The organism is Microbispora sp. H13382, from assembly GCF_014161445.1.
Classification (GTDB): Bacteria; Actinomycetota; Actinomycetes; order Streptosporangiales; family Streptosporangiaceae; genus Microbispora.
In genome coordinates this window covers 111,730-129,903 of sequence record NZ_JABBXA010000007.1, presented here as the reverse complement: position 1 = coordinate 129,903, position 18,174 = coordinate 111,730, and the positions used below count along the sequence as shown (strand labels likewise).

The window sequence follows — 18,174 nt, the reverse complement described above, 5'->3', positions numbered from 1 at the left end:
TGCTGTGGCGACGACGAGTCCATTTGGTACCAGGGCGGCGATGCGGGCTACCTCGCCTACTCCGCCTATAGGCACGCGGCCTGACCGCATGTGGCCGCTGAGATTTCCGTAGCCAGGGCGACGCGGCGGAAAACGCTATGGCCACTCGATGCGAACAAGGTAGCTCTCACGTTGCTCGTCGAGGACGATGTAGGTGGCGAGTCCCCGTTCGCCGAAGGTGTGGGTGAGCATGTTCGATCTCGGCTTGGCCCGGTTGTAGGGTTCCCCGCTCCATGGAGTGGTCTCCAAAAGCGTGAACAGTTCCGCGAGCGGGCGCAGCGCTTCCTCAGGGAGCGCGGCGATTTGCTCTTCGGCTATCGGGTCGATGACGAGCTTGTACACCTACATGTCGATTCCGCGAGCGGCGAGAATCTCGCGCCAGGGTTTTCCCTCGGTCCGGGGGCCGCCGGCGAGGACCTGTTCGGCCCGGTTGTGCATCTGCCGACGGCCTTCGGGATCGCGTACCGAGTCACAGGCGGAAATCCACCACCGGTGCACGAACGTATTCAGTGCACTCAGGTCCAGGCTGACCCTGACCTCGTCGAGCACCGCCTTCAGTCCAGCGTCGAACGCCTCGCGGTCCTGGGGGATGACCAACGCGGCGCGTATGGCACGCAGGTTCTTCTCCGGCAACGGCGTTTCACCCAGTACGAAGTCGTGCGGCTGCGCTGTCATGGCCTGCTCCCTTCCTGCTCATAGAGCGTACAGAGAAGGGACGACATCTTCCGGCCCGGCAGAGCGGGAATGCCGCCACCACCTCGGTGACGCCGAGCCGCCGCGCCGATACGGCGCGGCGGCTCGGGTCGGGGCCCCTGTGGTGCGGGGCCCCGGTGTTCCGCGCGGCCCTGTGGTGAAGGGCCTGGTGGGTCCGCGATTTCGTGGTTCGCGGGTCCGTGGCGGAAGGCTCAGGCGGGCCACCCGTGTGCCGGCCGGGCGGCCCCGTGCGTCAGGCCGGTACGGAGGCCACACCGGGCTCCAGGAAGCGGGAGCCGGTGACCTCCTCCGAGATGCCCGTACGGTCGAGGTACGGCGTGATGCCGCCGGTCTGGAACGGCCAGCCCGCGCCGAGGATCATGCACAGGTCGATGTCCTGCGGCGCGGAGACCACGCCCTCGTCGAGCATGAGCCTGATCTCCTGGGCGAGGGCCCGCAGCGCGCGCAGCCGCACCTCGTCGGCGGTCGAGGGGGACGAGCCGCCCTCGAACAGCGCCCGCACCTCCGGGTCGATCTGGAAGTCCGCGCCGTACATGCCGGGCTTGCCCGCGGCGACCAGCTTGGCGAGGTTCTCCGAGACGCCGAAGCGGTCCGGGAACGCCGCGTGCATGGTCTCGGCCACGTGCAGCGCGACGGCCGGGCCGACGAGCTGCAGCAGCGCGAACGGCGTCATCGGCAGGCCGAGCGAGTCGAGCGCGTGGTCGGCGACCTCCAGCGGGGTGCCCTCGTCGGCGGCGGCCGTGACCTCGCCCATGAAGCGCGTCAGCAGCCTGTTGACGACGAACGCGGGCGCGTCCTTGACCAGCACGGACGACTTCTTCAGCGTCTTGCCGACCGCGAACGCCGTGGCCAGCGTGGCGTCGTCGGTGGCCGCGCCCCGGACGATCTCCAGGAGCGGCAGCACCGCGACCGGGTTGAAGAAGTGGAAGCCCACGACCCGCTCCGGATGCCGCAGGCCGGAGGCCATGTCCGTGATGGACAGCGAGGAGGTGTTGGTGGCGAGCACGCAGGTGCCGGAGACGACCTCCTCGACCTCGGCGAACACCTTCTGCTTCACGGCGAGGTCCTCGAACACGGCCTCGATCACGAAGTCGGCGTCGGCGAAGGCGTCCTTGGTCAGCGACCCGCTCACCAGGCCCTTCAGCCGGTTGGCCTGGTCGGCGGAGATCCGGCCCTTGCCGAGCAGCTTGTCGACCTCGGCGTGGACGTAGCCGACGCCCTTGTCCAGCCGGGCCTGGTCGAGGTCGGTCAGCACGACCGGGACCTCCAGGCGGCGGGCGAACAGCAGCGCGAGCTGCGAGGCCATGAGCCCGGCGCCCACCACGCCGACCTTGGTGACCGGGCGGGCGAGCGATCTGTCCGGCGCGCCGGCCGGCCGCTTGGCCCTGCGCTGCACCAGGTCGAAGGCGTACAGCCCGGCCCGCAGCTCGTCGCTCATGAGCAGGTCGGCCAGCGCCTCGTCCTCGGCGGCGAAGCCCTCGTCGCGGGACGCCGTACGGGCCAGGGCCACGAGGTCGAGCGCCCGGTACGGAGCGGGGGAGGCTCCCCGCAGCCTGAGGTCGACGAGGGTACGGGCCTGGTCGACCACCGGCGCCCAGTCCTCGGCGGTGTGGTCGGCCCGCTCGACGGTCACCTCGCCGCGCAGCACCTGGGCGGCCCACCGCAGCGACTCTTCGACGAAGTCGGCGGGCTCGAACATCGCGTCGGCGATCCCGAGGGCGAACGCGTCGCGGCCCTTGATCATGCGGTTCTGCGACAGCGGGTTCTCGATGATGACCTTGAGCGCCTTCTCCGGGCCGATCAGGCGGGGGAGGAGCTGGGTGCCGCCCCATCCGGGCACCAGGCCGAGGAAGCACTCCGGCGTCGCGATGGCCGGGACGCCCGACGACACGGTGCGGTAGGTGCAGTGGAGGGCGATCTCCAGACCGCCGCCCATCGCCGCGCCGTTGACGAACGCGAACGACGGCACGTCCAGCTCGCCCAGGCGGCGGAAGACGTGGTGCCCGAGCTGCCCGATGGCGAGCGCCTCCTCGCGGGAGGAGACCGCCGCCGCGCCCTTGAGGTCGGCCCCGACGGCGAAGATGAACGGCTTGCCGACGACGCCGACGGCCGCCAGATCGGACCGCGCGGCGACGGCGTCGAGCGCCTCGTTGAGCGCGAGCAGGCCGTGCGGGCCGAAGGTGTTGGGCTTGGTGTGGTCGAGGCCGTTGTCGAGCGTGATCAGCGCCATCGTGCCCGCGCCGTACGGCAGCTCGACGTCGCGCACGAGGGCCTTGGTGACGACCTCGTCGGCGTTCTTGCCCTCCAGGAGGGCCTTGCAGGTGTCGAGGGTGCTCATGACAGGTTCTCCCAGATGACGGTGCCGCCCATGCCCATGCCGACGCACATCGTGGTGATCCCGTACCGGACGTCGGGACGCTCGGCGAACTCGCGCGAGAGCTGCGTCATCAGCCGCACGCCCGACGAGGCGAGCGGGTGGCCGAACGCGATCGCGCCGCCGTACGGGTTGACGCGCGGGTCGTCGTCGGCGATGCCGAAGTGCTCGAGGAACGCCAGCACCTGTACGGCGAACGCCTCGTTGATCTCGAACAGGCCGATGTCGCCGATGGACAGCCCGGCCAGGCGCAGCGCGCGCTCGGTGGAGGGGATCGGCCCGACGCCCATCACCTCGGGGTCCACACCGGCGAAGGCGTAGGACACCAGCCGCATGCGCGGGGTCAGGCCCAGCTCCCGCGCCACGTCCTCGGCGGCCACGATGCAGCCGGTCGCGCCGTCGTTGATGCCGGAGGCGTTGCCCGCGGTCACCCGCCCGTGCGCCCGGAACGGCGTCTTGAGGGAGCGCAGGCCCTCCAGCGTCGTGCCGGGGCGCGGCGCCTCGTCCGCCGTGGCCAGGCCCCAGCCCTCGGCGGCCTTGCGGGCGGCCACCGGCACCAGGTCGCGCTGGATCCTGCCGTCGGCGTACGCCTTGGCGACCTTCTCCTGGGAGGCGACGGCGAACGCGTCGGCCCGCTCCTTGGTGATGGACGGGTAGCGGTCGTGCAGGTTCTCCGCGGTCATGCCCATGATCAGCGCCGAGCCGTCGACGAGCTGCTCGGACAGGAACCGGGGGTTGGGGTCGACGCCCTCGCCCATGGGGTGACGGCCCATGTGCTCCACGCCGCCGGCGATGGCCACGTCGTACGCGCCGAAGGAGATGCCGCCCGCCACCGTGGTCACGGCGGTCATCGCGCCGGCGCACATGCGGTCGATGGCGTAGCCGGGGACCGACTTCGGCAGGCCGGCGAGCACCGCCGCGGACCGGCCGATCGTCAGGCCCTGGTCGCCGATCTGGGTGGTGGCCGCGATGGCCACTTCGTCCACCCGCTCCGGGGGGAGGCCGGGGTTGCGCCGCATCAGCTCGCGGATGACGCGGACTACCAGGTCGTCGGCACGCGTCTCGGCGTACAGGCCCTTCGGGCCCGACTTGCCGAAAGGCGTCCGAACGCCGTCGACGAAGACGACTTCACGGGACGCAGGCACGGGTTCGCTCCTACTGGTCGGTAGCTTCCGGAGGCCTATGCTACTGGTCGGTAACCGGTCTCGGGGATCGGTGGGGCCATCGGGGCCGGTGAAAGATCGTTAACCGGCAGGAAACCGGTCGGAATCAGTACATGTCGCCGGTGACGATCTCATTCGGGATGCAACTTCACAAACCTCAAGAACCACTCACGAGAGTGGCTTTCTTGGGGCATTGCACTCGAAAAAGGAACCGATGCGCTCTCCTGTGCGCGCCTTGACCAAGGCGCTCGCCGCGGCCGTCACGGCCGCGACCCTGTCCATCCCCCTCCTCACGGGACCCGCGCACGCCGCGCCGCCGGCACCGGCCGGCCCGAGTGGCGGGGACGGCACCTGGACCGTCGAACCCGTCAGCGGCGGCCACCGGGTCACGCTCCACCTGAACAACCCGCTGCCGGTCCGCGACGCGGTCCCCGAACTCGCGGCGGACGGCCGCCTCCTCGGCCCGGCCGAGGAGTCGCCCGACGGCATGACGCTGACGGTCGTCACCCCCGACCCCGCCGTCGCAACGGCGTCGTCGGTCGACGTCGCCTGGAACGGCGAGGTGCCCGAGACCACCGTGGCGGGCATCGGCAAGGCCGCCCCGCAGCCCCCCAAGTCGCACGGCAAGAAGGCCCCGACGCCCGTCGATCCGGCCGCGCCCGGTCCTTACGCCGTGCGGCACGACGAGTACGACCTCGGCGACACCGCCATCGCCCTGGCGGGACTCGGCGGCCGTCAGGCCGAGATCCGGGCGAAGGTCTACCTGCCGGAGGGCGCCCGCGGCAGGCGCCCGCTGGTCGTCTTCCTGCACGGCCGCCACTCGGCCTGCTACAACCCCACGGCCTGGACGACGTCCAACAGCCAGTGGCCGTGCCCGGCCGGGCAGCGGCCCATCGCCAGCTACCAGGGCTACGACGGCCCCGCCGACGTGCTGGCCAGTCACGGGTACGTCGTCGTGTCGGTCAGCGCCAACGGGGTCAACGCCGCGGACAACCCCTACAGCGAGGACCGGGGCGCGCTGGCCCGGGGCGAGGTCGTCATGCGGCACCTCGACCTGCTCGCCGACGCCGGCAAGGGCGTGGGCGACGCGAAGCTGGTGAGCCTTTTCAGGGGCCGCCTCGACATGGCCGACGTCGGCCTGATGGGCCACTCGCGCGGGGGCGAGGGCGTCGTCAAGGCCGCGCTGATGAACGCCGGCCGGGCCAGGCCGTACGGGATCAGGGCGGTGCTCCCGCTCGCGCCGACCGACTTCGCGCGGGCGACCCTGCCCGGCACGCCGATGGCCGTCATCCTGCCGTACTGCGACGGGGACGTCTCCAACCAGCAGGGCCAGCACTTCTACGACGACTCCCGGTACGCCGACGCCGGCGACCCGGCCTTCCGCTCCTCGCTGATGGTCATGGGCGCCGACCACAACTTCTTCAACACCGAGTGGACCCCGGGCGTGGCGCACGCGCCCGCGTCCGACGACTGGTCGAAGCGCGACGACCCGGTCTGCGGCGGCGCCGCCCCGTCACGGCTGACCGCCGCCGAGCAGTACGCGGTCGGCACGGCGTACATCGCCGGGTTCTTCCGCCTGGTCCAAAACGGCGAGCAGGGCCTGCTGCCGCTGTTCGACGGCAGCGGCGGCACCGCCGCCTCCGCCGGGCGGGCCGTCGTGCACGCCGTCGCCCAGGCGCCCGCGGGCAAGCGCCTCGACGTGGCCCCCTTCACGTCGCCGTCGACGTCCGCGCGGATCTCCGGCTCGGCCGCCGCGGTCGTCTGCGCCGGGATGCTCGACCGCTCGCCGCAGAGCGGCCTGCCGTCCTGCGCCTCCACGCTGACCACCTCGCAGGCGCCGTCCTGGACGCCCGCGACGTACGCGAACAACGTCGCCTCGACACCGGTGCTGCGGTTCTCCTGGAACGACCCCACGGGCACGGTGACGGTGCCGCTGGACACGCCGGACCAGAACGTCTCCCGCTACGACGCGCTCACCTTCCGCGCGGCGAGGGACGAGACGGCGACAGGCGACGTGGACCTCGCGGTCGAGATCGTCGACAAGCGGGGCGCGTCCCACACGGTCAAGGTGTCCGAGGTCGGCGACGCGCTCACGGCGTTCCCCGGCACCGCCTCGCCGCTGCCCAAGACCTGGCTGCGCACGGTCCGCGTCCCGTTGAGCTCGCTCACCGGCGTCAAGCCGCAGCAGATCAGCGAGATCCGGATCTCGGGCGCGAGCCGGAAGGGCACGGTCTACCTCTCCGATCTGGCCTTCACCACGATGGCCGCGGGTGTGGCCCGCACCGACAGGCTGCCGCAGGTGTCGGTGGAAGGCGCCACCGTGGACGAGGGCGACGGGCCGGGCACGGCCACGATGACCGTGCGGCTGTCGGAGAAGAGCGACACGCCGGTGACGGTGAACGTCCAGTCGATCGCGACCGGGGCCGCCCCGGTGATCACCTCGGCGGCGCAGGAGGTCGTCATCGCGGCCGGGGCCCTGGAGGCGTCCTTCCGGGTGCCGGTCGACGGCGACACCGCGGTGGCGTCCGCGCCGCAGTCCTACCAGGTGGTCGCCTCGGCGCCGGTCAACGCGACGATCGGCGACGGCTTCGCCCGGCTCGTCGTCACCGACGACGACGCGACCTGATCACGCGGGGCGCCTCGGGCCGCGCGGCCGAGACGCCCCTGCGGGGAGAGGAGGCTCCCGGACGTACGCCGGCCACTGCCGGTCGCGTACCTCCGGGAGCTTCCGGCCGTACCGGGACGACGCGGGCAGGTTCAGCCGGCGTCCGGGACGGGCGTGCAGGGCTTCACAGGCGAGCCGGTCCTGGCCAGCCAGGCGCCGAGCCGCCAGGGCCGCCGCGCGTCCTGGTTGTCGCGGAACTCCAGGACGAGCGTCTCGCCCGGCCGGATGAACTCCGGACGGATCCTGATCTCACGGACGTCGACCACCTGGGCCGCCTCGAACGAGCGCCACCGTTCCACGCCGTTCCGCAGTTGCGCCTCCGTGTGGCCCCGCGACCCGTACGAAGGGTCCACGCCCTCGAACCGTGAGTCGGCGCACCGCGTGTGCGGCGCCAGGAACGACACGTCGGCCGTGACGCCGGCCGCCAGCAGATCGGCCCGCAGTCCCTCGGGGTCGCGCATCTCGTTGAGAGCCACCGTGATCGTGCCGTCGGGGTTCTCGGTCACGGCGTACGCCGGGGTCCCGCCGCCGGCGACCAGCGGTGCGGTGACGGCCGCCGCCGCGACGCCGGCCGCGATCAGCAGCCGAGGGGCCGTGACGACCCGCCGCCGGGAGGCGGCGATGGCGGGCCGCCGGGCGTGCATCCCGTCCAGCAGCCGCCGCCTGGCCCCGGCGAGGTCGTCCTGCGAGGCCGCGGGTACGGCCTGCCACATGCTGGTGAGCGCGTTCACTGCCATTCTCCTTCTGGTAGATCCCGGCGAATCTGGTTGCGGGCCCGGTTGAGCCGCGAGGCGACCGTGCCCGGGGGGATCGCGAGCGCCTCGGCGACCTCCTGGTAGCTCAGCCCGGCCCAGGCGACGAGCAGCAGCACGTCGCGGTCGGCCCGTTTGAGCCGCATCAGGGCCCGCGCCAGCGGCCGGTTGACGGCCAGGGTGTTGACTCCGTCCTCCACCTGCCCGCCCGGTATCTCCCCCGGATGGACGCCGCTGCGGAGGTACGCGCGGTAGAGGCCGGCCTCGGCGCGCCGCCGTTTCCCGATCATGTTGGAGGCGATGCCGTACAGCCACGGGCGGGCGTCGGGGCGGCCCAGGTCGTAGTCGTCCCGGCTCTGGAAGGCGGCCAGGAAGGTGTCGGCCACGACGTCCTCCGCCTCGCCGGGCCCCAGCCGCCTGGTCACATAGCGGTGGAGGAGTGGTGCGTGCCGGTCGAACAGGACGGCGAAGACCTCCGGCTCGTGCAGCGATCTCCCGATGAGGGTCGCATCATCCGCCGCGACGACTTCGCGGGTAGTTGTCATGCATCTCGGCCTTTCCTGGCGTCTGCGGTCACCTGTACTTACCGAGCCAGGCCGAAATGCTTCATTTCCAATCGCCGGTCGTACGCGCCGGTCAGGTCTCCGGGGAGAGGAACTCGAGCCGGTTGCCGACGTTGTCGTGGGCGTAGAAGCGACGATGGCCGGGGAAGTGCGGATCCCAGGCGACCTCGACTCCGGCGGTCTCCAGACGCGCGGCGAGGTCGTCCAGGCCGGTCACCAGGATGCCCGGGTGCGCCTTGCGCGCGGGGCGGAAGTCCTCCTCCACACCGAGGTGGATCTCCAGGGCGCCGGCCCGCACCCACAGGCCCCCGCGCGCGGCGAGCGCGGGGGGCTTGCCGATCTCGGTCATGCCGAGCAGGCCCACGTAGAAGCGGCGGCAGTCGTCCTCCACGCCGGGCGGGATGGCGAGCTGCACGTGGTGAAGGACGTAGCCGAAGGGGGACTCCACGTCCGGGCCGCATCCCCGCATGTCACACCTCGCCCTTGATCTCCAGCCGTTCGAGCGCCTTGGTCAGCGGATGGACGGTCAGGCCGATCTGCCAGTCCCGCGCGCCCAGCTCGCGCAGCCGGTCGCCCACGGTCTCCTCGCTGATCGGCACGGGCGGTTCCCACGTCAGCCTGCGTACGGCGTCGGGCTGGAGCAGGTTCTCCGTCGGCATGCGGTGCTCGTCGGCGAGCGCCGCCACGACGGTCCGTGCCGCCGCGAGGCGCCTGGCGGCTGCGGGGTCCCGGTCGGCCCACCGGTTGGCCGGGGGAGGGCCGTCACCCGGCCCCACGGGCTGCGGCAGGGCCTGCTCCGGCATCGTGCGGGCCCAGTTCACCGCCGCCAGCCAGTCGTTGAGGTGGCGGCGGGCGCTGCGGCCGACGAACGGGGTGATGTCGGTGAGGGCCTTGGTCGTGCGCGGCTGGTCGAGGGAGGCCTGGACGATCGCCGAGTCGGGCAGCACCCGTCCCGGTGCTAGGTCGGCCTCCCGCGCGATCTGGTCGCGCAGCGTCCACAGCTCCCGCACCACCGCGAGCCCGCGCAGCGTGCGCACGCGGTGGATGCCCGAGGTGCGCCGCCACGGGTCGGTACGCGGGGGAAGGGTGGGGGCGGCCAGGATCGACGCGAACTCCTCCAGCGCCCATCCCAGCTTGCCGGTGGCGGTCAGCTCCTCGTGAAGGACGTCGCGCAGCTCGACCAGCACCTCCACGTCGAGCGCCGCGTAACGCAGCCAGTCCTCCGGTAGCGGGCGGGACGACCAGTCGGCCGCGGAGTGCCCCTTCTCCAGCCGCAGGCCGAGGACGAGCTCGACCATGGTTCCCAGACCCACCCGCTCGTAGCCGAGCAGCCGCCCGGCCAGCTCGGTGTCGAACAGCCGCCGCGGGCGGAAGCCCAGCTCGGCCAGGCACGGCAGGTCCTGGTTGGCCGCGTGCAGGACGATCTCGGCGTCGCTCACGGCCTCGTCCAGCGCGGACAGGTCGGGGCAGCCGATCGGGTCGATCAGCGCGGTGCCCGCGCCGGCCCGGCGCAGCTGCACCAGGTAGGCACGGCCGCTGTAGCGGTATCCGGAGGCGCGCTCGGCGTCGACGGCCACCGGTCCCGTCCCGCGGGCGAAGGCGTCCACGGCGGCCGCGAGCGCGGCGGAGTCCTCGATGACGGGCGGGATTCCCTCGCGCGGCTCCAACAGGGGCTGGACTACGGGTTCTGTCACGGGCTATGGAACTTTCGGATCATCTCGGCGGGCGGGACGCGGATGCAGCGTCGCGACGTCGGGCGGCAGTGGGGGGATGCCCGCGGCCAGGCACATGAGGTCGCACCACGCGGCCGCGTGCGGCGACAGGTCCTCGTCGAGCGGGGACCACGAGGCGCGCAGTTCGATCTCGGTGGTGACGGGGTCGTCCGCCTTGCCGCCGAACCCCTCCGAGACGGCGCGGGTGACCGTGCCGCCCACCGCGGCGTACCGCGCGCCGTGGGCGTCGAGCGCCTCGGTCAGCCAGCTCCAGGCCACCGGCCCCAGCAGCGGGTCGGTGGTCATCTCCGGCTCCATGTCGGCGCGTACGTAGGCGACGAGGCGGAACGGCCCCTCCCAGCCGCGCTGGCCCTCGGGGTCGAACAGCATGATCAGACGACCGACGGCGAGTTCGTCGTCGTCACGGTACACGGACGCCCCGACGGCTCCGGAGTACGGCGCGAGCCGCTGGGGGGCGGGGATGTCCTCCAGCTCGATCTCCGGCCGTACCTCGGCAGGGCGCAACGTCTCCAGCGCGCGCCTGAAGGCGGCGGGAGGCGCCGGCGGCTCACCGAGGGTCATGACGGAAGAGTAGGTCGGATTCGGGATGGCGCGAAGCAGGGGGGTGGCTGTGGGGGGCATCGCAGGTCGTCAAACCGTCGCCGCCAGTCGAGCCGTCACCCGGGCGGGCGTCCGCGCCGGGCCGCGTCCGAGGGTGCGGTCCCGGCGGTCGCCGCAGCCGTCCGCGCGGCTCGGGCGGGCGGGGCGCGCGGCGTCGCTGCCGGCACAGCGCTCAGTGCGGCGTTCGGGGGAACTCCACATCGAAGTCATCGCTCCGGGGCCTCTCGTCGGATCCACGGTCGTGGCGGTCGCTCGGGACTGATCCGACGTTGGCACGTCCCGGCGACATTTCCCCGCATCGCGCTCGGCGTGTCTCGAAAGTGGTATTGGAATCGATGCCGGATGGCCGATTGGCGAACACATTGCCGAGGTGTGAGACGACTCACAGGAGGGGATGGGGTTCACCTTACGCGATGAGCGACCTTTCTCGCGTCGTTCTGGAACCCCAGGTCATGGGTCCGGGCACCGGGCGCCCCCCGGGCATGGCAGGCTGGTGTCGTGAAACCCCAGCTCGCCGATTCCGTTTTCGTCCGCGCCTGCCGGCGCGAGCCCGTCCCGCACACCCCGGTGTGGTACATGCGCCAGGCCGGGCGGTCGCTGCCCGAGTACCGCAGGGTGCGCGCGGGCGTCGAGATGCTCACCGCCTGCGCCACACCCGACCTCGTGGTCGAGATCACGATGCAGCCGGTCCGCAGGTACGGCACGGACGCGGCGATCTTCTTCAGCGACATCGTGGTGCCGCTCAGGGCCATCGGCGTCGACCTCGACATCAAGCCGGGCGTCGGTCCCGTCGTCGGGACCCCCATCCGCGACAAGGCGGGCATGGAGGTCCTGCGCCCGCTGGAGCCGGACGACGTCCCGTACGTGACCGAGGCGGTCGGCGCGCTCACCGGGGAGCTGGGCGGGACCCCGCTGATCGGCTTCGCCGGAGGGCCTTTCACACTCGCGTCGTATCTGATCGAGGGCGGCCCCTCCAAGAGCCACGACCGCACGAAGGCCATGATGTACGGCGAGCCCGAGCTGTGGCACGAGCTGATGGACCGGCTCGGCGCGATCACGCTCGCCTTCCTGCGCGTCCAGGTGGCGGCGGGCGCCTCGGCCGTCCAGCTCTTCGACTCGTGGGTCGGCGCGGTCGCGCCGCAGGACTACCGCTCCTACGTGCTGCCGCACACCAGCCGGATCTTCGCCGGCCTGGCGGACCTCGGCGTGCCGCGCATCCACTTCGGCGTCGGCACCGGCGAGCTGCTCGGCCTCATGGGCGAGGCCGGCGCCGACGTGGTGGGCGTCGACTGGCGGGTGCCGCTCGACGAGGCCGCGCTCCGCGTGGGCGCGGGCAAGGCCCTGCAGGGCAACCTCGACCCGGCGATCCTGCTCGCGCCCTGGGAGGTCGTCGAGGGGCGGGCCAGGGACGTGCTCGAACGGGGCAGGGTGGCCGAGGGGCACGTGTTCAACCTCGGCCACGGCGTGCTTCCCTCGACCGACCCCGACCAGCTCGCCCGGCTCACCGACTTCGTCCACGAGTCGTCGGCCCGCTGAGGTCCTACCCGCGCGGAGTGTGCCCGGACGCCCGGCTCTCGTCCCGGGCGTCCGGGGCCTCGTCAGCGGCGGAGGCGGGCCCGTGTCCGGGAGGCACGGGGGGACCCGAGCGGACGGCACTGTAGGGCGTGGCACCGGGGGGCACGGCACCGGCGGGCGGAGCGGTACGGCGGCGCATCCGGCGCATGACGGTCCGGACGACCAGCCACACCAGCCCGGCCACGACCAGCCAGGGCAGCAGCGCGCCCAGCACGGTCAGCGCCACCAGGGTGGAGGTGGTGAGGGTGTCCCATCCGGTCCGCAGCCCGCCGAGAAAGCCGGACGGGTCCTCCTTCCTCGTGGGCCGGGCCGAGGACTCCGGCGGGAGCACGAGGGTGAGCGTCACGGTGGCCATGCCGGTCTGCGCCTCCAGCGCCTTCTGCCTGGCCTGCAGCGACTCCAGTTCGGCCTCGCGGTTGGTGATCTCCCGCTCGATCTCCAGGATCTCGCCGATCTTGTTCGCCTTCGACAGCAGCGTGCGGAACTGCCCGAGCGCGGCCTCGGCCGACTTCACCCGGCTGGCGACGTCGGCGACCTCCTCGGTGACGTCCTGCGCGTTCTGCCGCATCGACTTGCGTTTCCCGAGGTCTCGTCCGAGCTGGGCCAGCACGTCGGCGTAGCGGGCCGGAGGAACCTTGAACGTGACCACCGCGTGCTGGCCGCCCGAATAGGAGTCGCTGCGCTCCTCGGCGACGTACCCGCCCGCGCCCGTCACGATCGTCTTCGCGCGGTCGGCCGCCGCGGTGACGTCCTTGGCCTCGACGGTGAGCTCGGCCTGGTAGATGATCGCGCGGTCGGCCGGATCGATTCGGGTCTTCTCCTGTCCGCCGCCTTCGCCGTCCGCGGCGGACCGCTCCGCGCTCTGCGCGGTGGGCCCTTTCATGGGAGCGTCCGCGGCCGGCGCCGCGGGCGCGCCGCCGCTGTCGGCCGCCCCGCTGCTGCTCGACATGTCCTCCGCGCCGCCGCACCCCGTCAGCAGAAAGGCGACGGCCGTCAGGGCCGCCGCGCCGTACCGGATTCGCCTCATGCCCTTACATCGGATCACCGGCGGGCATAGTTCAGCGCCGGCGATCACGATGGCATCACGATGCCACCGCGGTCGCCGGCGCCTGGGCTGGGATGGGGTCCCGTGGGTCCCGGCCGGGCCGGGCCGGAACCCACGGGACGTCTGGCTAGCCGCGCAGCTGCTCGATCAGGGCCTGCGCGTCGCGGACGAGCGCGTCGCCGACGGCCTTGTCGGTCACCCGCTTGGCGTCGCCGGCGAAGCCGACGAACCGCTCCAGGGCCTTGATCGCGTCGTCCTTCTTGCCCTTGCCGGCTTCCTTGACCGCCTGGTCGAGCTGGGTGCTCAGGACGTTGCCCGTGTCACCCGTCACCGTGTCGGCGGTCTTGAAGGCCTTCAGCAGGGCGTCCAGGTCGTCGAAGGAGGTCGTGACCGTGAAGGTCGACTTCTTCTCCGTGACGTGGCCGGCCTTGTCCTTGGCGGTCACGACCAGCTCGTTCTCGCCGAGCGGCAGCTTCCACAGCGGGAGCGGCTCGCCCGAGGTGACCTGCAGGTCGCCGATCGCGGCGGTCACGCTCGCCACCCCGGACGTGGCGTCCGTGGCGGAGAACACGGGAGTGATCGAGGTCGAGCTGCCGTGGTCGCCGGACTCGACACCGCTCACGGTCAGCGCGGGCGCGGCCTTGTCGATCTTCACCGTGATGGTGCCGATCTGGGAGACGTTGCCGCCGCTGTCGGTGGCCCGGTAGCGGACCTCGGTGGTGCCCTCGGTGCTCAGCGTCACCGCGTTGTTGGCGTTCAGCCAGGTGGTGCCGCCGTTGACCGAGTACTGCCGGCTCGCCACCGTGCCGTTGTCGGTCGCGGTGACCGTCATCGACACGTTGCCCTTGTACCAGCCGTTCTCACCGGTCGGCTGGGCCGGGTTGAGGGTGGCGGTCACGGTCGGCGGGGTCTTGTCGGCGACGCCGTCGCCCACGAAGGTGAACGCGTCCACCTCCACGCCGCCGGTCGAGGTGACGTACAGCTTGCCGCTGCCCGTGGGGGCGTTGTTCAGCGCGGTGGTCACCGTCTGCCAGCCGGAGCCGGCCGGGATCGCGACGGTCGCGAACGGGGTCGCGGCCGGCGAGTTCCAGCGCAGCGACAGCGTGCCCGCGCCGCTGGCCACGGTCTTCACCGAGGTGATCCCGGCGAGGTTCACCGGGTCGTAGCCGATGTAGTCGCCGGCGTCGAACGAGGTGACCTTGTTGAGGCCGGAGGCGGTCTCGTCCTGGGTCTTGGTGACGCCCTTGCTGTCGTCCCCGTGCTCGGCCTGCATGAGCTTGGGGTTGAGGATCAGGCTCGCGTCGCTGGAGGCGCCGGGAATGCCGCTGGCGCCGTTGTCGCGGTAGCTCACCACGACGACGCCGAAGATGTTCTCGGTCACGCCGTGCTCGGGGGCGTCCGCGGGGGTCGCCCAGGTGACGGTGCAGCCCGTGCCGGTGGTGATCGGGTGGGCGTGCGTGTCGTGGCCGAGGCCGAAGGTCCACTGCACCCGGCTGCAGGTCGGGTTGTCGCCGTCCTCCGCGTCGGTCACCTTGACCTTCAGCGGAACCGCGTTGCCCCAGTCGATGAAGCCGCCGTCGCCGGGAGTCTCGATGCTGACCTCGGGTGCGGTGTTACCGACGGTGATCTCGATGGTGGTGAGACCGAACCTGCCGCCCGCGTCGGTGACGCGGAGCCGGGCGGTGTACTGCCCGAGCTTGTCGTAGGTGTGGCTCGCCGTCACTCCCGTGGCGTCGAAGCTGCCGTTGCCGTCGAAGTCCCACTCGTAGGTCAGGTCGCCGGCCTCGGCGTCGGTGGACTTGGCGCCGCTGAACTGGACGGTGAGCGGCGCGTTGCTGCCCGACGTCTTGTCGACGGTGATCTTCGCCTGCGGGGCCTTGTTGCCGGGCGAGTAGTCGATGCGGTACAGACCCGAGTCGGGGTTGGCGCGGAAGAAGCCGTCGCCGTAGTCGAGCACGTACAGCGCGCCGTCGGGGCCGAACTCGATGTCGATCGGGTTGTCCGTGATGGGCATCGCCATCTTGGTCAGCTCGGCGTTCGGCAGGAAGTGCTCGATCTTGGTCACCGGCCCGTCGGAGCCCGTCACCGTGAACGCCGCCAGGTAGTCCTGGGAGAACTCCGCGAAGAAGAACTTCTTGTCCCAGTACGCGGGGAACTTGGTGGCCGAGGGGTTGTCGGCGTCGTAGTGGTAGACGGGACCGCCCATCGGGCCCTGGCCGTTCTGCACCGGGTCGAACTCGGTCAGCCCGGCCCACTCCGCCGGCTGGTCGCCCGCGCGGTCGCCGTAGTACAGGTCGGCGGGAACCGCGGGCGGGAGCTTGTCCAGGCCGGTGTTCCAGCGGGAGGTGTTGGTCGGGCCGGCGCCGCAGTCGAACCACTCACGCGGCTTCGAGGTCGCGTAGTCCCAGTTGTTGTAGTTGAAGTTGTCGCCGTGGCAGTACGGCCAGCCGGCGTTGAGCGGCTTGCTGATCGGGGTGACGTTCCACTCGACGTACCCCATCGGGCCGCGGTTGGGGTCGGCGGCGCCGGCGTCCGGTCCGTAGTCGCCCCACGACACCGTCCCGGTCCCCGGGTCGACGTCGATGCGGAACGGGTTCCGAACGCCCATGGCGAAGATCTCCGGCCGGGTCTTGGCCGTGCCCTTCGGGAACAGGTTGCCGTCGGGAACGGTGTAGGAGCCGTCCTCGCCCACCTTGATCCGCAGGATCTTGCCGCGCAGGTCGTTGGAGTTGCCGGCGCCGCGGCGGGCGTCGAAGCCCGGGTTCATGCCGGGGGCGTCGTTGTTGGGGGCCATGCCGTTGGCGCCGGGCGTGCTGGCCGGGGTGTTGTCCCCGGTGGACAGGTAGAGGTTGCCGTCGTCGTCCCAGTCGAAGTCGCCGGCGACGTGGCAGCACTGCCCGCGGTTGGTCTCGACCTTGATGATGACCTGCTCGGTGGACAGGTCGAGCTTCTCACCGTCCCACTTGAACCGGGAGAGCTGGTTGTAGCCCTTCCACTGGTTCCAGTACGACTCGTCCGCGCCTGCGGGCAGGGAGTTGGGCGCCGACCCGGTCGGGGTCTCCTCCGGGTACGGCGCGGTCATCTTCTTGGGCGCGTAGTAGACGTAGACCCACTTGTTGGTCGCGAAGTCGGGGTCGACGCCGATCGTCTGCAGACCGTCTTCGGAGTTGTTGTAGACGCCGATCTTGTTGATGATCTTCGTCACGCCGGTGGCGGGGTCGGTCATCCGGATGTCGCCGTTGCGGGCGGTGTGCAGCACCCGGCTGTCCGGCAGGATCGCCATGTCGATCGGCTCGCCGACGTCCTTGGTGAGCGTGACCTTCTCGTAGTTCTCCCAGTGCAGGGCGTCTTCGTGCGCCTGCGCCGGTGCGGCGGTGAGCGCCGCCGCCATCGGGAGCGTCAACGCGGCGGCGAGAGCGCCGCCCAGAATGCGAGTACGCTTCAAGTCTGCTGCGCCTCTTCTTTTCAGGGGGGTGGCAGGGAAAGGCGGGCCGCCGCGTGCCGGTGGAACGGGTCGAACGCGTGGCGGTCCGCCATATTCGTCATTCGTCGAAGTCGTCAGCCGCGCAGGGCGGACATGTTCTGGTAGCTCAGGTCCGCGTACTGCAGGGACTGCGCCGGGTTCGCGGTGCCGCCGGGGGCGGTGTCCTGCTCGTACATCGGGTTGTGGTAACCCTTGGCGCCGACGCCGCGGAGGAACGCCGCGTAGTCGATGTCGCCGGTGCCGAACGGAACCATGTCGTAGCCGTTGGCCGTGCCGGTGTTGATCTTGCCGTCCTTGGCGTGGAACAGCGGGAACCGCTTGGTCTGGGCCTGCACGACGCCGAGCGGGTTGAAGACCTGGGTCTGGGTGGACCCGTCCGGGGCGGTGAAGGTCTTGTGCTTGTACTGCGCGACGTGGGCCCAGAAGATGTCCATCTCGAGCCAGACGTGCTTGGGGTCGGTGATCTGGAGGAAGTACTCCAGGCGGCGGATGCCGGAGGAGCGGGTGGGGCGGCCCCGGTCGTCCAGCGGGCCGCTGTCGAGCAGGAAGCTGTAGGCCACGTCGTGGTTGTGCGTGTACAGCTTGAGACCCGCGGCGGTGGCGATCTCGCCGAGCGCGTTCCACTTCTCCGCGGCGACGTCCCAGTCGGCCTTGTAGGCGCTGCCGGTCGGGTCGCTGCCGGTGCCGACGTGGGCCATCCCGAGGATGTTGGCGATCTCCAGGTGGAGCTTGAAGCGGTCCAGGTCGGCCTGGCTCAGCGGCCAGGAGCCGGGGATGAAGCCGTGGTTGCCCTGGGCGACCAGGCCGTTGTCGTCCAGCCAGCCGCGCAGCAGCTTGGCGCCCTCGATGCTCTCCAGGCTGGCGCCGCCCTCGGCGTTGCGGTGCTGGCTGTAGCCGGCGAACTCCACCTGCGCGTAGCCGATGCGGGCGAGCTCCTCGAACACGGCGCGGAAGCCGGAGGGGAGGCTGCTGGACAGCGGGTCACGGGAGATGGCGTCGCGGACCGTGTACAGGATGATGCCGCGCCGCGGCGGCGGGATGAGAATGCCGTTCGGGCCGTTGCCCGTGGTCGCCGCACGCGCGACCGACTTCATCGGACCGGCGGCCGCCACGGCGGCGGCCGCCGCCATGCCGGTCGTGGCCGCGAGCAGCTGGCGGCGGCTGAGCCCCAGCCGGCGTCCGAGGTTGCCCGCCGACTCCATCTCTTCTTCGTACGCACTCATCGTCTTGCCAACTCCATCTGCGTGAAGAACCTTGATCCCCCGATGACGCGGCCAGGCCGCGGGTGCACTTGGCGAGCAAGCTACGCCACTTTTGTCTGACAGGGAAGAAGTTTCTTCATGATCTTTTGAACTTTGTGTTATCTGAGGACAAAGTCGGAGGAGCGCAGGGAGAAGGGCGGCGACGGCGACCGTCCGAGGGGCGGGACTCGGCGGGGGTGGTCGGCGGCCGGGGGCCCGGGATCAT

The 18,174-nt window shown here is 71.5% G+C and carries 14 protein-coding genes; 2 read left to right on the top strand and 12 right to left on the bottom strand.

The window, feature by feature from the left end:
• Positions 1-135 precede the first annotated feature (135 nt).
• From HHX41_RS16460 to HHX41_RS16445, 4 genes are all read right to left on the bottom strand, one after another.
• Complete coding sequence (locus HHX41_RS16460; protein WP_182906646.1) at positions 136-381, bottom strand: hypothetical protein; 246 nt, start codon at positions 379-381, stop codon at positions 136-138.
• Positions 382-714, bottom strand: coding sequence for a DUF6247 family protein (locus HHX41_RS16455; protein ID WP_182906645.1), 333 nt, complete (start codon positions 712-714; stop codon positions 382-384).
• Positions 715-985: 271 nt separating this feature from the next.
• Entirely contained in the window at positions 986-3,091 is a 2,106-nt protein-coding gene (locus tag HHX41_RS16450; protein ID WP_182906644.1) for a 3-hydroxyacyl-CoA dehydrogenase NAD-binding domain-containing protein, read from the bottom strand.
• Positions 3,088-4,272, bottom strand: a complete 1,185-nt coding sequence (locus HHX41_RS16445) for a thiolase family protein (RefSeq protein ID WP_169980237.1) — start codon at positions 4,270-4,272, stop codon at positions 3,088-3,090. Before HHX41_RS16445 ends, HHX41_RS16450 begins: the two co-directional genes overlap by 4 nt.
• A 232-nt stretch (positions 4,273-4,504) precedes the next feature.
• Here HHX41_RS16445 and HHX41_RS16440 point away from each other — a divergent pair, with 232 nt between their 5' ends.
• Complete coding sequence (locus tag HHX41_RS16440) at positions 4,505-6,916, top strand: hypothetical protein (protein ID WP_182906643.1); 2,412 nt, start codon at positions 4,505-4,507, stop codon at positions 6,914-6,916.
• 131 nt (positions 6,917-7,047) lie between these two features.
• Here the strand turns inward: HHX41_RS16440 and HHX41_RS16435 are convergent, their stop codons facing one another.
• The 5 genes from HHX41_RS16435 to HHX41_RS16415 all read right to left on the bottom strand — a co-directional run bounded on the left by HHX41_RS16435 (position 7,048) and on the right by HHX41_RS16415 (position 10,564).
• Entirely contained in the window at positions 7,048-7,686 is a 639-nt protein-coding gene (locus HHX41_RS16435; protein ID WP_182906642.1) for a hypothetical protein, read from the bottom strand.
• Positions 7,683-8,252 (bottom strand): RNA polymerase sigma factor, encoded by a 570-nt coding sequence (locus tag HHX41_RS16430; protein WP_182906641.1) that lies wholly within the window; start codon positions 8,250-8,252, stop codon positions 7,683-7,685. The genes HHX41_RS16435 and HHX41_RS16430 overlap by 4 nt, the downstream gene beginning before the upstream one ends.
• A gap of 91 nt (positions 8,253-8,343) precedes the next feature.
• Positions 8,344-8,739: a glyoxalase gene (locus HHX41_RS16425; protein ID WP_182906640.1), complete on the bottom strand. Its 396-nt coding sequence runs from the start codon at positions 8,737-8,739 to the stop codon at positions 8,344-8,346.
• A gap of 1 nt (position 8,740) precedes the next feature.
• Positions 8,741-9,964, bottom strand: coding sequence for an HRDC domain-containing protein (locus HHX41_RS16420; protein ID WP_182906639.1), 1,224 nt, complete (start codon positions 9,962-9,964; stop codon positions 8,741-8,743).
• 3 nt (positions 9,965-9,967) lie between these two features.
• Positions 9,968-10,564 carry a DUF3000 domain-containing protein gene (locus tag HHX41_RS16415; protein WP_142563873.1) on the bottom strand — a complete coding sequence of 199 codons (597 nt, stop codon included), beginning with the start codon at positions 10,562-10,564 and terminating at the stop codon, positions 9,968-9,970.
• A 537-nt stretch (positions 10,565-11,101) separates the two neighbouring features.
• Here HHX41_RS16415 and hemE point away from each other — a divergent pair.
• Complete coding sequence (gene hemE, locus HHX41_RS16410; protein WP_169980250.1) at positions 11,102-12,139, top strand: uroporphyrinogen decarboxylase; 1,038 nt, start codon at positions 11,102-11,104, stop codon at positions 12,137-12,139.
• 4 nt (positions 12,140-12,143) lie between these two features.
• Here hemE and HHX41_RS16405 read toward each other — a convergent pair whose 3' ends face one another.
• From HHX41_RS16405 to HHX41_RS16395, 3 genes are all read right to left on the bottom strand, one after another.
• The gene (locus tag HHX41_RS16405; RefSeq protein WP_182906638.1) at positions 12,144-13,205 is read right to left on the bottom strand and encodes a DUF4349 domain-containing protein; all 1,062 of its coding nucleotides are present in this window, start codon (positions 13,203-13,205) and stop codon (positions 12,144-12,146) included.
• Between the two features lie 145 nt (positions 13,206-13,350).
• A complete protein-coding gene (locus HHX41_RS16400) occupies positions 13,351-16,668 on the bottom strand; it encodes a PQQ-dependent sugar dehydrogenase (protein WP_220504116.1) in 3,318 nt (1,105 codons plus the stop codon).
• A 113-nt stretch (positions 16,669-16,781) separates the two neighbouring features.
• Entirely contained in the window at positions 16,782-17,930 is a 1,149-nt protein-coding gene (locus tag HHX41_RS16395) for a sugar phosphate isomerase/epimerase (RefSeq protein WP_182906637.1), read from the bottom strand.
• Between the last annotated feature and the right edge of the window lie 244 nt (positions 17,931-18,174).

Excerpts from the sequence above, each read along its gene's own strand:
- HHX41_RS16425 (WP_182906640.1), bottom strand. The coding sequence starts at position 8,739 with ATGCGGGGATGCGGCCCGGACGTGGAGTCCCCCTTCGGCTACGTCCTT.
- HHX41_RS16430 (WP_182906641.1), bottom strand. The coding sequence starts at position 8,252 with ATGACAACTACCCGCGAAGTCGTCGCGGCGGATGATGCGACCCTCATC.
- HHX41_RS16405 (WP_182906638.1), bottom strand. The coding sequence starts at position 13,205 with ATGAGGCGAATCCGGTACGGCGCGGCGGCCCTGACGGCCGTCGCCTTT.
- HHX41_RS16395 (WP_182906637.1), bottom strand. The coding sequence starts at position 17,930 with ATGAGTGCGTACGAAGAAGAGATGGAGTCGGCGGGCAACCTCGGACGC.
- HHX41_RS16440 (WP_182906643.1), top strand. The coding sequence starts at position 4,505 with ATGCGCTCTCCTGTGCGCGCCTTGACCAAGGCGCTCGCCGCGGCCGTC.
- HHX41_RS16450 (WP_182906644.1), bottom strand. The coding sequence starts at position 3,091 with ATGAGCACCCTCGACACCTGCAAGGCCCTCCTGGAGGGCAAGAACGCC.
- HHX41_RS16455 (WP_182906645.1), bottom strand. The coding sequence starts at position 714 with ATGACAGCGCAGCCGCACGACTTCGTACTGGGTGAAACGCCGTTGCCG.
- HHX41_RS16415 (WP_142563873.1), bottom strand. The coding sequence starts at position 10,564 with ATGACCCTCGGTGAGCCGCCGGCGCCTCCCGCCGCCTTCAGGCGCGCG.